The following is a 13,337-nucleotide window of genomic DNA, read 5'->3' as shown; positions in this document are numbered from 1 at the left end:
GAATCAGGTGGTTTTTTGCTCGACGTGGGCGTTGATGGCTACCAGCTCGGGGTGAGCAAGCAGCAGCTCCACGATAGCCGGACCAGGCAAGGTCTCGGCGTGGTGCTCTTCGATGAGCCGGCGCAGCAGCTCGTAGTCCTCGGGCGTGTCCAGGGTCAGGCGCAGCTGGCTGAAGTCGCCCGCCGGGTTCACCTCGTCGCGAAATGCTATGCCCGGCGCCCGGGTCTTGAGGTAGGGCGTCACGTGCTCCCGCTCAAACTCCGTATTGGCCTGCTGTTGCGCGGCTTCGAGCTGGGCAAAGGAGAAGATTTCGAAGTCGAAGCCGCGCGGGTAAGTGCGCACCACGGCGTTGGAGCGAAACACCTGCGGACTGGCGTCGGCCACGTAGCGGCGCAGAGCGGCCCCGAGCAGCTCCCCGTCGATAAGCGGACAGTCGCTGGTGACGCGGGCAATGACGTCGAGCTGCTGGGCCTTGGCCGTTTCGTAGTAGCGCGCCAGCACGTCGGTTTCGCTGCCGCGGTGGTAGGGTAGCTGGTGCTGCTCGGCGTACTGGGCCAGCGCATCGTCGGCGGGCAGTACGCTGGTGGCCAGGATGACGGGAAAGCCGCTTTGCTGCAGGCGTACCACGTGGTAATCGAGCAGCGGCCGGCCGGCGGCGGGCAGCAGTACTTTGCCGGGCAGGCGGGTGCTGCCCATCCGGACCTGTGAAATAATTCCTACGCGCATCAGGCAGTAGTCAAGAAGCAATGAAAAATCAGCCCTGCACAAACTCCAGCACGCAGTCGATGACGTACTGCTGCTCGTCGTCCGAGAGGCTGGGGAACATGGGCAGGCTCAGGCAGTGGGCGTAGTAGGCCTCGGCGTGCGGAAAGTCGCCGGCCTGCCAGCCGAGCTGCTGGTAGTAGGGCATGGTATGCACCGGGATGTAGTGCACCTGGGCGTAAATCTGCTTGCTGCGCAAGTAGTCGTAGAGCCCGCGCCGGTCCTGTACCTGGATGACGTAGAGGTGATAAGCGTGGCCCGCGGCGCCGGCCAGTGGCGTCACGCCCGGCACCTGGACAAAGGCCGCGTCGTACTGCGCAGCCAGCTCGCGGCGGCGCTGCAGGCCTTCGTCGGCGCGCTGTAGCTGCGTCAGGCCCAGGGCGCAGAGCATGTCGGGCATGCGGTAGTTGTAGCCCAGCTCCTGCATTTCGTAGTACCAGCCACCTTCATCGGGGCGGGTGAGGCGCTGCGCGTCGCGGGTGATGCCGTGGGTGCGCAGCAGTAGCAACTGCTCGTACAGGTCGCGGCGGTTGGTGGTAATCATGCCGCCTTCGCCGGTGGCAATGTGCTTGACGGGGTGGAAGGAGAAGATGGCCAGCTCGGCCAATTGCCCGTTGCCGCAGCGCTGCGCTTGGCCCTGGCTGTCGGTGAAGAAGCCGCCCGGCGCGTGGCAGGCGTCCTCGATAATCCAGAGTCCAAACTCGTCGGCCAGCCGGCGCGCTTCTTCCAGATCCACGGGCAGGCCGGCAAAATCCACCGGCACCAGGCCGTGGAAATAGCCCTTGGGGTGCTGCTCCAGCAGGCGGCGCACGGCTTTCAGGTCGATAAGGGCCGTTTCGGGGTCGATGTCGGCGAAGTACACCTCGCCGCCGCAGTAGCGCACGCAGTTGGCTGAGGCCGCAAAGGTGATGGGCGTGGTGATGACGCGCTGGCCCGGCTGCACGCCCAGTGCCAGCGCGCACAGGTGCAGCGCGGCCGTGCCGTTGCTCACCGCCACGGCATATTCCACGCCGATGTAGCGGGCAAAGGCCTGCTCAAACTCAGCGACTTTCGGCCCTTGGGTCAGAAAATCGGAGTGCAGCGTATCGATGACGGCTTGCACGTCAGCTTCGGTGATGTGCTGGCGGCCGTAGGGAATGGAACGGGTAAGTTGGAAGCTCATGCAACCCAAAGATAGGCGGCCGGGCTCGTAGCTATCGAAAGCCGCCGCGCTTTCGATAGCTACGAGCCTATGACGTATTCTTTACTGATGCACTGGCGAGCCGCCATTACCCTGCTGTGCTTCCTGGCGCTGTCGGCCCCCGCCCGGGCCCAGCGCGAGTATTTCAACTGGTACTTCGGCGACAGCGCCGGTATTTCTTTCGTGGCGCCCAGCCCGCAGCCTTCGGCCTTGCTCAACGGCAAAGTGAAGTTCCCACAGGGGGCCGCATCGTTGTCCGACGACGCCGGCCGTTTTCTGTTTGCCTCCGATGGCTACGCGCTCTGGGACCGAAACTGGCGCCTGATGCCGGGGCGCAACGTGTCGCAGGTGCTGCTCAACTATAGCACCAACAGACGGCAAGTCATGGTGTTGCCGCAGCCGGGCAGCAGCTCGCGCTTCTACGTGTTCGTGAGCCAGCGCGAGTTTTACACCAACGAATATCCCGTGGGCGGTGCCTCGCGCCTGTACCTGCCGTACGTGGTGGTGGATACCAACGCCCGCAACGGCCTGGGCGGCATTGTGCGGCGCGATAGTGTGCAGCTGCCTGGCTGGGTACTGCACATTCAGGCCCCCATTTACGGCCTGACGGGCAACTGGGCCGCCGTGCGCCACGCCAACGGGCGCGACCTGTGGCTGGTGGGCGTGGCTACGGAGGGGCAATACGTGAGCTGGCTGCTCTCGTCGGCGGGCTTATCGGCGGCGCCGGTGGTCAGTGTCGCGCCTCGGTGGCTGAGCTCCAACGGGATTCTGAAAGCGTCACCGGATGGGCGTCGCTTGGCCTACCTGGTCAATTCGCGGGAGCAAAACGGGGGACGCACGTACGGCCGGTTGGAGCTATCGGCCTTCGATCCGGCCACCGGGCAGGTCCGCAACGTGCAGGAACTGCCCACCCGCTTTAAAGGCTACGGCTGGTACAGCAATCAAAACGGGGGCGGGGGCGTGCTGGCCAACCTACAGGGCTTGGAATTCTCGCCCGACGGAGCCCGCCTCTACGCCGATTCGGCCGGCTTGTACCCCTTGCAGTACGATTTGCTGGCCGGCTCGCCAGGGGCCATCGATGCGAGTCGCACCCAGATCCGGCACGTGACCCCGCGCCCCAACCTGGGCCAACGATTGCAAGACATGAAGCTCGGGCCCGATGGCAAGATCTACTTAGTCTACGGCGATGAGCAAGTCAGCTGCATTGCGGCGCCCAACGTGCTCGGCAACGCTTGCCAACTCCAGGCCAGCGCGCTTAGCCTGCGGCCCCGCCAGAGCAGCTTCGGCACGCTGCCGCTCTCGCCCAACGACCTGAACCTGCCGCCGGTGGTGGTGAGCAGTGCCGGCAGCATCAGCGTGGGCACGGCCTGCCCCGGCGAGCCGGTGGCTTTTCTCTCTTCGCTCAGCCCGTTTGTGACGGCCGCCGCCTATGCCTGGGATTTTGGCGACCCTGCTTCCGGCCCGCTGAATACCTCGGCCGGGCAGGCGCCCGTGCACCGCTACGCACAGGGCGGCGTCTACACCGTCACGCTGCGCGTCACGGCCGTCGACGGCCGCCAGTTCACCACTACCCAAACGGTTCGCATTATCCCTGGGCCGGTCGTCGACCTGGGGCCGGACCTGAACGTGTGCGCCGATCAGGCCGTGACGCTCAAAGCGGGAACCCAGCCCAGCGGCAGCACCTACCGGTGGCAGAATGGCAGCACGGGCGCGCAGCTAACCGTGGCGGAAGCGGGTATGTACCGGCTCACCGTAACCGGGCCAACGGGCTGCGAAACGTCGGATGAAGTGGCCGTCAGCATAGCCGACTGCCCGAACCTTCCCAATATCATTACCGCCAACGGGGACGGGCAAAACGACTTTTTCGTGCTGAAGGGCCTGCGTGCAACGGATTGGTGCTGCCAGATCTTCAACCGCTGGGGGCGTAGCGTGTACCAAGCCGACAGCTACGCCAACGATTGGGCCGCGGCGCAGCAGCCCGCCGGCGTGTACTACTACGTGTTGCGCAACCTCAGCACCGGCCAGCAAATCAAAGGCACGGTAGAAGTAATGCGCTAACTTGGGTGAAGGCAATAAAAAAGCCCGGCCGGGGCGAACGGTCGGGCTTTTTGGGTAACAGCAGGATGCCTACGCCTGAAACTCCGCGTCGACGTGCAAGCGAATTTCCTCGCGCAGCTGCTCCGCGCTCAGCCACTCCGTGTTGTTGGCCGAATCGTAGTGGAAGCCCAGCGGCACGCGGCGGCCGTTAAACGTCGCGATGAACTTCTCTACGTCCCACGGCGGCGTGGAGGGCAGAATGACGTAGTACCGGTCCAGCTCCACGGTGCTTAGCGCGTCGGTTTCGGTAATCATCTCCTCGTGCAGCTTTTCGCCGGGGCGGATGCCCACCACGTCCTGCCGGCACTCCGGCCCGATGGCCGTGGCCAGCTCCGTGATTTTGTAGGAGGGAATCTTCGGCACGAAAATCTCGCCGCCCCAGGAGTGCTCCAGCGCGTAGAGCACCAAATCGACGCCTTCTTCCAACGAAATGTTGAAGCGCGTCATGTCGGGGTGGGTGATGGGCAGCACGCCTTTGTTGCGCTCCTGCAGGAAGAAGGGCACCACCGAGCCGCGCGAGCCGATTACGTTGCCGTAGCGCACCACGGAAAAGCGCAGATCCCGGCTGCCTTTCATGTTGTTGGCGGCCACGAAAAGCTTGTCGGAGCACAGCTTGGTGGCCCCGTACAGGTTGATGGGCGCGGCAGCTTTGTCGGTGCTCAGGGCCACCACGTCCTTCACGCCGCAGTCCAAAGCGGCGTTAATCACGTTTTCGGCCCCGAAGATGTTGGTCTTGATGCACTCCATCGGGTTGTACTCGGCGGCGGGCACCTGCTTGAGGGCCGCGGCGTGCACAATCACGTCGATGCCTTCGCAGGCACGCTTCATGCGCTCGGCGTCGCGCACGTCGCCGATGAAGTAGCGCATGGCCGGGTACTTCGAAGTAGGGAAGTGCTGAGCCATTTCGTACTGCTTCAGCTCGTCGCGCGAAAACACCACCAGGCGCTTCACCTGCGGGTAGTTGTCGAGCACGGTCTGCACGAACTGCTTGCCGAAAGAACCGGTACCGCCGGTTACCAGAATGGATTTATGGTTGAGGTCGAGGGCCATGCGTAGAAAAAAGGTCCGCCGCCCGGCTGGGCCGCGGCAAGGGCGCAAAAGTAGGCAATCTTTGCACCACAGTTAGTAGTTGTCGGTTGAGAGTTGTCGGAGGCGCTTGCCCTGGCCGCTGCCGGCAAGCCGCTGGCCGCCCCGGCAACGGCCTCCCGACAACTGCCCACCAGTAACTGACAACTCCACGCGTGCAATGGTGCCCGATCTGACAACTGGCAATTTTCAACTGTCGACCGACAACCCCGTCAAGCTCATCATCTGGGACCTGGACGACACCTTCTGGCGCGGCACGCTTTCGGAAGGCGAAATCGAAGCCATTGCTGAGAACGTGGAGCTGGTACGCGCCACCGCGGCCCGGGGCATCATCCACACCGTCGTCAGCAAAAACGACCTGGCGCCGGCCGAGGCCAAGCTGGCCGAGCTGGGCGTGCGCGACCTGTTCGTGTTTTTGCGGGTCAGCTGGCAGCCGAAAGGTCCCATCATCAAGCAGTTGCTCGACGACATGCAGCTGCGCGCACCCAACGCGCTGTTTCTCGACGACAACTCCATGAACCGGGCCGAGGCGCTGCACTACAACCCCCGGCTGCAGGTGGCCGATCCGGCCGATTTGCCCCGCCTCGCGCCGCAGCTGCTGCAATTGGGCAAGCCCGACCCCTCGTACGCGCGTCTGGAGCAGTACCGCCTGCTGGAGCGCCAGCAACAGGCCCGCGCCGAGTATCAGGGCGACAACCTCGCTTTCCTGCGCGACGCCCAGGTGCGCGTGGAGCTGCGCGAAGGCGCCGAGGCCGTGCGCCCCGACCTGGCGCGCATCGACGAGCTGATCAACCGCTCCAATCAGCTCAACTACACCAAGAAACGGGTGGCCGTGCCCGCGCTGGAAGCCAGCCTGCCGGAGCCACATCTGCGTTGGGGCACCGTGCGCGTACGCGACCGGTTCGGCGACTACGGCCTCGTGGGCGTGTACTGCCTGAATACCCAAACGAACGAGCTGGAGCAGTTCACCTTCAGCTGCCGCATCCTGCACCTGGGCGTGGAGCAGTGGACCTACGCCCACCTCGGTTTTCCGCAGCTGGCGGTGCAGGGCGACGTCGCTACCCAGCTCAATTCCACGGAGCGCCCGGACTGGATTACGCTGGAAACCACCGCCGAAGCCCAGGCTGCCGGCGCGGCCGCGTTACCTGCATCAGCCCCCAAGAACCGCCTGCGCATCCTGCTCAAGGGCGGCTGCGACCTGGGCCAGCTCACGCCCTACCTGCAAACCTACGCCGTGGAGGTAGTCGAAGACTTTAACTACGTCAATGACAACCAGGTGCCCGTCCACACCGAGCACACCGAGCTGCTGCGCCTAAGCCGCATGCTGCCCCCGCAGGAGCAGCGCCGCCTGGCCGCCGCGCTGCCTTTCCTGGACGAAGAAGCTTTTCGCCCCCGGCTCTGGCAGGCTGATTTCGACGCCGTAGTCTACAGCCCGCTGATGGACTATACGCAGGACCTGTACCGCGAAAACGCCACCGGCGTGCTGATTCCCTTCGGCGGCTACCAGGACCTCACGCAAGTTGACCCCGCCGCGCAGGCCCAACGCTACGCCCAGCGCAAGTTTCGCGGCATGGACGAAGCATTTCTGCAGCGCTTTCGGCAGGAATTTACCTACGTCGGACCGCTTACGCCCGAGCGGTTCCGCCAAAACCTGACCTGGCTGCGCGAGCAGCTGCCCGCCGCCGTGCCGCTGATTGTCCTCACCGGCGCCGAAGTAGAGGTGCCCGGCTCGGCCGAAAAAGGCGCCGTAGAGCGTCACCGGCAGATGAACGCCGCCCTGCTGGACTTTGCCGCCGCCACGCCGGGCGTGTTCGTGGTCGACGTGCGCGACATCGTGCGCCACCGCGCCGACGTGACCAACAACCTGCGCCACTACCAGCGCCCGCTCTACAAGGCCCTGGCCGAAAAGCTCGCGGCCGAGCTGGCCCAGTGGCAGGGCGGGCAGCTCAGCCGCTCCACCGTTGGGCAGCTACGTGCCGCTTTGCTGGACGCTATGCCCCGGCCGGTACGCAAGGTGTGGGACCGGCTGAAATTGTAGCGCGAACTTTTAGTTCGCGTATCGCTGAACAATGGTTGTCCGGTCGTCAGCAACGATACGCGAACTGAAAGTCCGCGCTACATCATCACTTCCGGATCAGCTCCACCAGCCGCTGCGTGAGGCCGCGGCGGGAGTAGCGGGCCTTGCTAAAGGCGGGCAAATCCAGGTTCGGATTCTGCTGCCAGCTGGCCACTAGTTGGTCCAGGTAAACGCGCATGGCCTCCCGGTCCTCGTAGGTGAAATTTTCGCCGGCGTGGGTTTCCTCCAGGATGTGGGCCGCGTCGGCGCCAGCCGGACCGATGCAGATGACCGGCTTGTTGGCCGCCAGATACTCGAACACCTTGCCCGGCAAAATTCCGCGGTTGTGGGCCACGTCGGGAATAGCCAGCAGCAAGACCGACGCGCGCAGCATGTAGCCCACGGCCTCGTCGTGGGGCACAAACTCCAGCAGCTCGGTGCGTTCCAGCAGCCCCGCGTCAGCCAGCTGCCGCTCCACTTCCTTCGCCACGCGGCCCACGAAGCGCAGCCGCAGCGGTACCGCGGGGTGCCGGGCGGCGCAGGCCGCTACTTCCTCCAGGAACGGCCCGACGTGGTATTGCCCGGTAATGGTACCCACGTAAGTCAGCAGCAGCGCGTCCATGGGCGGGGTAGAAGGCTGCTGAAAATCGGCTTCGTCGTAGCCGTTGGGCAGCACCACGAACTTATCTGAGTGCAGGCCCGATGCCTTGCCCAGCAGCAGCCGGCCGGTGTCGGGGCTGGTGGTGATGACCACATCGGCGGCCTCAAGCACCTGCCGCTCGTAGCGCTGATCGAGCCAGCGGGCTACGGCCGTGCGCATCAAGGTCTGCGAGTAGTAGATGTCCGTCCACGGGTCGCGCAGGTCGGCCAGCCACCGCCAGCCGTAGCGGCGTTTCAGCGCCAGGCCGATGAGCTGGGTAGAGTGGGGCGGCGAGGAGGTCAGCACCGCATCGAACTGCTCGCCTTGGGTCACCAGCTCGGCTACCTGCCGGAGCACGAAGCGGTTCCAGCCCCGGCGCGGGTCGGGCAAAAACACGTTGCCGCGCACGAAGCGCGCCACCCGTTGCGCCATGGAGGGCCGGCCTTCGTTGGCAAAGCCGCCGTGCGGAATGGGCCGGCTGGTGAGCTTCTGGTACGCCCCGAAGGGCTCCAGCGTGCCCGTGCGCAGCACCCGCACGCCGGGCGGCACGTCGGCTTCCAGCGAATAATCCAGCACCGGGTACGCGGCCTGCGCCGGGTCGACGGTAATGACGGTGGGCGCTACGCCCAGCGCGGGCAGGTGCTTCACCCACTTCAGGCAGCGCTGCACGCCGGCTCCGCCCGAGGGGGGCCAGTAGTACGTGATGACCAGCAAACGAAGCGGCGCGGGCACAACGAGGCGGTTTTTGGTGTTACGGAAGGGCGAAAGTAAGCCGCGAAACCGGCATTCATGGTTTTGTGGCTATTTTTGTGCTTGGTGCTGCTGGGCCCGCGCACGCTGCGCGGCCGCATCCGCCGGTACCTGGCCCTTTGCTGAAGCATCTTTTGCTACGCCCAACCCATGTTTGATAATTTATCTACCAAGCTCGACCGCGCCTTTAAGACCCTCAAAGGCCAGGGCAGCATCACCGAAATCAACGTCGCCTCCACGGTAAAGGAAATCCGCCGCGCGCTGGTGGATGCCGACGTGAACTACAAGGTGGCCAAGGAAGTCACCGACAAGATCAAGGACGAGGCCATGGGCCGCGAAGTCCTCACGGCCGTGTCGCCGGGTCAGCTGATGGTCAAAATCGTCTACGACGAGCTGACCGACCTGATGGGCGGCGAGAAAAAGGACATCCAGATCAAGGGCGACCCGGCCGTGGTGCTGCTCTCGGGCCTGCAGGGCTCGGGCAAAACTACCTTCGCCGGCAAGCTGGCTTCCTTCATCAAGAAGCAGAACCGCACCGTGCTGCTGGTGGCCGCCGACGTGTACCGCCCGGCCGCTATCGACCAGCTGAAGGTGCTCGGCGAGCAGATCGGCGTGGAGGTGTACTCCGAAGTGGAGAACAAAAACCCCGTGCAGATTGCGCAGAACGCCATTCAGCACGCCAAGCAGAACAACAAGAAGGTGGTCATCATCGACACCGCCGGCCGCCTGGCCGTGGACGAGCAGATGATGGCCGAAATCGAGCAGGTGAAGCGGGCCATCAACCCGTCGGAAACCCTGTTCGTGGTGGACTCCATGACCGGCCAGGACGCGGTGAACACCGCCAAGGCCTTCAATGAGCGCATCAACTTCGACGGCGTGGTGCTCACCAAACTCGACGGCGACTCCCGCGGCGGTGCCGCTCTGTCGATCCGGGCCGTGGTCGAAAAGCCCATCAAGTTCATCTCGACGGGTGAGAAGATGGAGGCGCTGGACCTGTTCTACCCCGACCGCATGGCCCAGCGCATCCTGGGCATGGGCGACGTAATTTCGCTGGTAGAGCGTGCGCAGCAGCAGTTCGACGAGGATGAGGCCAAGCGCATCAACGCCAAAATCCGGAAGAACCAGTTCAACTTCGACGACTTCCTCTCCCAGCTGGAGCAGATCAAGAAGATGGGCAACCTGAAGGACCTCGTCGGCATGATTCCGGGCATGGGCAAGGCCATGAAGGACGTGGAAATCGACGACGACGCCTTCAAGCCGATTGAGGCCATCATTAAGAGCATGACCCCGCAGGAGCGCCAGAACCCCGACCTGCTCAACGGTTCGCGCCGCAAGCGCATTGCCGCCGGCTCGGGCCAGGGCATTCAGCAGGTGAACAACCTGATGAAGCAGTTTGACGAGATGCGCAAGATGATGCGCACCATGAACAAGATGAGCCAGACCAAAGGAGGCATGGCTCAGATGGCCCGCATGATGGGCATGCGCAAATAATCACGGATTTAGACGGATCTGTCGGATTTCACGGATTACGTGGACGATTGGTCTGACCACAAAAAGCCCCGCTACCTACTTGGTAGCGGGGCTTTTTGTGGTGGTTTAGAGGTTAGTTAATGCACTACCAGCACTTTGCCGGTCTGCGGGCGGGCATTTGGGCGTAGCAGCTGCAGGTAGTACAGCCCGGCGGGCAGGTGGCTGGTATCCAGGCGGGCTTCCTGCTGAAAGCTCTGCTGTAACACGCGGCGGCCCTGGGTGTCAAGCAGCTGCAGCGTACCGGCGGTGCCAAATTGGCGCACCGTGAGGTATGCATCGGCTGGGTTGGGCGCAAGCATGAGCACGGGCTCGGGAGCTGCTGCTGGGGCTACGGCCACCGGCGAGTAGGTAACCGTGCCGTCAGTGTCGACCTGGCGCAGGCGGTAGTAGGTGAGGCTGCTCGGGGCGGTGTTGTCCAGCAGGCGGTAACTGCGGGCGGCGGCGGAAGTGCCCGCGCCGGCTACGTAGCCGATAGGCTGAAAAGCGGCTTCCTGCCCGGTGCGCCGCTCCACCGTGAAGCCCGCGTTGCGCAGTTCGGTGGCCGTCTGCCACGTCAGGGCTACGTCGCCGCGTTGTCGCTCGGCCCCGAAGCGCATCAGCTCCACCGGCAGCACCTTGCCCGCGGCCGGCAACACCACGGTAAAGGCCGAGGCCTGGCTGAACTCAATGCGCAATTGGTGCGCGTCGGCATCGTAGCTGAAGCGGCTGACGCCGGCGCCGCTCACGGTCGGGGGCGCCTGCGGAAAGGCGAGGCGCAGGGTGGTGGCCCGGCTCACGTAGCCGGCGAAATGCTGGTCGTCGAGCTGCTGCCAGCTGATGGTGGCCCGCCGCGAAGCCAGCAGCAACGGTAGCGTATCGAGCTGCAGTACGGTGCCCTGTTCGATGAACAGCTGTGCAAAGCGGCCCGCGCTGTCGGCCGAGTAGAAGTTCAGCAGGCCATCGGCGCCGATGGCTTGGCGGAGTTGCGGACTAGTGGCCGTGCGCAGCAGGGTATCGGACTGGGCAAACGCCAGGTCGCGGAAACGGTCGGTAGTGGTGGTCAGGCCCGCCGTGCTGGCTGTGCTGACACTTGCGATGCGCGGCTGGTGCGTGGTAAACGGGTACAAGGCGGCCAGAAACTGCGTCTGAGTGGCCCGGCCCGACTGCACCAGCAGCGCCGTGTGGTTTTCGGTGGTGTTGTACGTCAGCTCGTGGATGCGGGTAGCGGTGGTGTAAGTGGCCGCCGCGCCCTGGGCCGTCACGTGCGCCAGCAGGCTGGCCCCGTTTTTCTGCCAGATGCCGGTGTGCGTGGCCAGGCTGTCGGTGAAAGTGCCCGTGGTAGCCGTGCCGCCCGCCAGGCCGTAACCGTGCAGCTGCCAGGTATAGGCGTGCGGGGCGCTGGCCTGCACGGCATCGGCCAGTAGAAAGTAGCGGCCGCGCACAAACAGCGTTTTGCGCGTGAGGCGGGCGCCGTTGTAGGCCGTGGCCACTTCGCCGTAGGCCAGCTGCGGCGTCTCAAAGGCGTTCTGCACCGTAGCCGCCGCGTCGTTGGCATTGCCCGCGCTGCCGATAACGGGGCCGGCCCCGTCGACCAGTACCAGGTTGTGGTTGCTGGCATTGCCGATTTCCTCGCGGCGGTTGTAGCTCAGGTAGCCCGGATCCAGGGCCAGCAGCTGGCCTTGGGCGTGCAGGATGAAGGAGCCGGCGTCGCCCTGGTTGTGGCCGCCGGAGTTGGCAAGCGGCGCGCCGTTCTTGCCGTACACGTGCAGGTAGCTGGCCAGCGAGTCGTTGCCGGAGCGAAATACCAGGTTGCCGCTCAGCGGCAGGGAGGTAAGCTGGGCGTTTTGGGGAGGAGCGGGCGTGATATTGGCTGCCAGGTAAGCCGCGCGCATGTCCACCGTCACGTCGCGCAGCTGGGTGAGCAGGGTATTGAGCTGCCCCGGGTTCAGCTTATTCAGGTACAGCGGGTTGGCGTACTGCGCTTTGCCGGTCAGGGCCAGCTCGGGCATGCCCATGTCGATGTACGAGTCCTCCAGGGCCGGAAAGCGGCCATCCGGCATCTGAATGGCCGTTATCCACTGGTAGAGCCGGTCGTAACGCGGGTCGAAGTATGGGTTGGGGATGCTGCGCGTCACGCCGCCGTAGCTGTAGCTAAACGCCTTGTCGGGCAGAAAGTGGCCCAGGGTGCGGATGAGAGGCAGGCAATTCAGAAAAGCATACTTGAAATAGTAAGGCCCTTCGGCGTAGCCCGCCACGGCCGCGGGGTCGGACTGCCGCTGGGCGTCTTCCCAGAGCACGTTGTCGAGGTTGAACAGCCCCGCGTTGGCCCAGTTCGTGGGTTGCTGGTTGGGGTCGGAGCTGGTGGCGTCGTTGAGCACTGCGGCGGCCATGCCCAAGGCCGCGGCGGTCATCAGCGTGTGGTTGTTTTTGATGGTCTTGTAGAAGGCCACGCCCAAAAACGGCTTGGTCGACTGCAGGTAGAGGTTGCCGGCAAACAGCTGTAGCCGGGCTTTGGCCGGGGCCAGGCTGGCTTCCGGCTCGCCCGCGCCCCGGAGCAAGTCGTAGGCCACGAGGTAGTCGATCAGTTCCTTGGAGCGCCACTGCCACTCGGTGTACTGCGTCCCGCTGAAGCTGGCAAACGGCTCCACGCCCGGGTTCATGGTTTCCAGCAGGCCCCGGGCAGTGGTCAACAGCCGTGTACGGTCGGCGGCCGGCAAGAGCTGCGCCGCGCCGCGCCCCGCTTGTTGGTTTAGCAGCGCCACGAAGGCGGCATTCTTGGCAAACGTGGCCCGCGCCCGGCGCCCACCCGACGAGGTATTATCAGCGGGCGGGGTACCTGCTACGTCGGCTACTAGGCTGGCATACAGGGCGAAACTCGTTCCCGATGTTACGGCGGCCCGCACGGCCGGCAGCTCGTCCGCAGTCAGCAACGTGCGCGGAAAGGTTTCTGCGGCTTCAGCAGGGTGCCAGCTGCCGTTCTGGGCAACGGTCTTGTTGAAATGGAATAGGATTAAAGCTAAAATGAGAATGGATTGTAAAAAAGCTTTGGCAGGGGAGAAGTGCAGCATGAGGCGCCTGTGCGTGAAAATCAGGTGCCTGTCAAAGGAGAGGAGCTGGGAATTGGTTCGTTGGATACTGGGTAGAGAGTAGAATTATTTTGATAAAGCGCCTCCCAAAATGAGCTGCACGAATAAGGGCTGCATTCCACCACCGTGGAATGCAGCCCTTTACGACTGGCCGGTAAGAGGCCGCGCGGC

General features: G+C 64.3%; 8 protein-coding genes. 3 read left to right on the top strand and 5 right to left on the bottom strand.

Translation table 11 applies throughout. The annotated features are described in order from the left end of the window. Positions 1-3 precede the first annotated feature (3 nt). Both B0919_RS06155 and pseC read right to left on the bottom strand, forming a co-directional pair. The gene (locus B0919_RS06155) at positions 4-726 is read right to left on the bottom strand and encodes a cytidylyltransferase domain-containing protein (RefSeq protein WP_176132876.1); all 723 of its coding nucleotides are present in this window, start codon (positions 724-726) and stop codon (positions 4-6) included. 28 nt (positions 727-754) lie between these two features. Continuing rightward, on the bottom strand, positions 755-1,924 hold the full coding sequence (gene pseC / locus B0919_RS06150) for a UDP-4-amino-4,6-dideoxy-N-acetyl-beta-L-altrosamine transaminase (protein WP_078011334.1): 1,170 nt from the start codon (positions 1,922-1,924) through the stop codon (positions 755-757). Between the two features lie 69 nt (positions 1,925-1,993). Between pseC and B0919_RS06145 the strand changes: the two genes are divergently transcribed. Continuing rightward, positions 1,994-4,000, top strand: a complete 2,007-nt coding sequence (locus B0919_RS06145; protein WP_078011333.1) for a gliding motility-associated C-terminal domain-containing protein — start codon at positions 1,994-1,996, stop codon at positions 3,998-4,000. A 69-nt stretch (positions 4,001-4,069) separates the two neighbouring features. Here the strand turns inward: B0919_RS06145 and pseB are convergent, their stop codons facing one another. Continuing rightward, positions 4,070-5,089 carry a UDP-N-acetylglucosamine 4,6-dehydratase (inverting) gene (pseB, locus tag B0919_RS06140; RefSeq protein ID WP_078011332.1) on the bottom strand — a complete coding sequence of 340 codons (1,020 nt, stop codon included), beginning with the start codon at positions 5,087-5,089 and terminating at the stop codon, positions 4,070-4,072. 196 nt (positions 5,090-5,285) lie between these two features. On the opposite strand from pseB, the gene B0919_RS06135 reads away from it, so the two are divergent. Then, positions 5,286-7,163, top strand: coding sequence for a hypothetical protein (locus B0919_RS06135; protein WP_078011331.1), 1,878 nt, complete (start codon positions 5,286-5,288; stop codon positions 7,161-7,163). An 85-nt stretch (positions 7,164-7,248) separates the two neighbouring features. Here B0919_RS06135 and B0919_RS06130 read toward each other — a convergent pair whose 3' ends face one another. After that, positions 7,249-8,553: a glycosyltransferase family 4 protein gene (locus tag B0919_RS06130; RefSeq protein ID WP_254846490.1), complete on the bottom strand. Its 1,305-nt coding sequence runs from the start codon at positions 8,551-8,553 to the stop codon at positions 7,249-7,251. 168 nt (positions 8,554-8,721) lie between these two features. Between B0919_RS06130 and ffh the strand changes: the two genes are divergently transcribed. Beyond that, positions 8,722-10,062 (top strand): signal recognition particle protein, encoded by a 1,341-nt coding sequence (gene ffh, locus B0919_RS06125; protein WP_078011330.1) that lies wholly within the window; start codon positions 8,722-8,724, stop codon positions 10,060-10,062. A 116-nt stretch (positions 10,063-10,178) separates the two neighbouring features. Here ffh and B0919_RS06120 read toward each other — a convergent pair whose 3' ends face one another. Beyond that, positions 10,179-13,010 (bottom strand): heparinase II/III family protein, encoded by a 2,832-nt coding sequence (locus tag B0919_RS06120; protein WP_176132875.1) that lies wholly within the window; start codon positions 13,008-13,010, stop codon positions 10,179-10,181. Positions 13,011-13,337 lie beyond the last annotated feature (327 nt).

Origin of the sequence: Hymenobacter sp. CRA2, assembly GCF_002007105.1 — a bacterium.
Classification (GTDB): Bacteria; Bacteroidota; Bacteroidia; order Cytophagales; family Hymenobacteraceae; genus Solirubrum.
This window is presented reverse-complemented; position numbering and strand designations above follow the sequence as displayed.

What these genes read in the sequence shown, in the direction of transcription:
- B0919_RS06145 (WP_078011333.1), top strand. Translation starts at nt 1,994, where the DNA reads ATGACGTATTCTTTACTGATGCACTGGCGAGCCGCCATTACCCTGCTG.
- B0919_RS06155 (WP_176132876.1), bottom strand. Translation starts at nt 726, where the DNA reads ATGCGCGTAGGAATTATTTCACAGGTCCGGATGGGCAGCACCCGCCTG.
- pseB (WP_078011332.1), bottom strand. Translation starts at nt 5,089, where the DNA reads ATGGCCCTCGACCTCAACCATAAATCCATTCTGGTAACCGGCGGTACC.
- ffh (WP_078011330.1), top strand. Translation starts at nt 8,722, where the DNA reads ATGTTTGATAATTTATCTACCAAGCTCGACCGCGCCTTTAAGACCCTC.
- B0919_RS06135 (WP_078011331.1), top strand. Translation starts at nt 5,286, where the DNA reads ATGGTGCCCGATCTGACAACTGGCAATTTTCAACTGTCGACCGACAAC.
- pseC (WP_078011334.1), bottom strand. Translation starts at nt 1,924, where the DNA reads ATGAGCTTCCAACTTACCCGTTCCATTCCCTACGGCCGCCAGCACATC.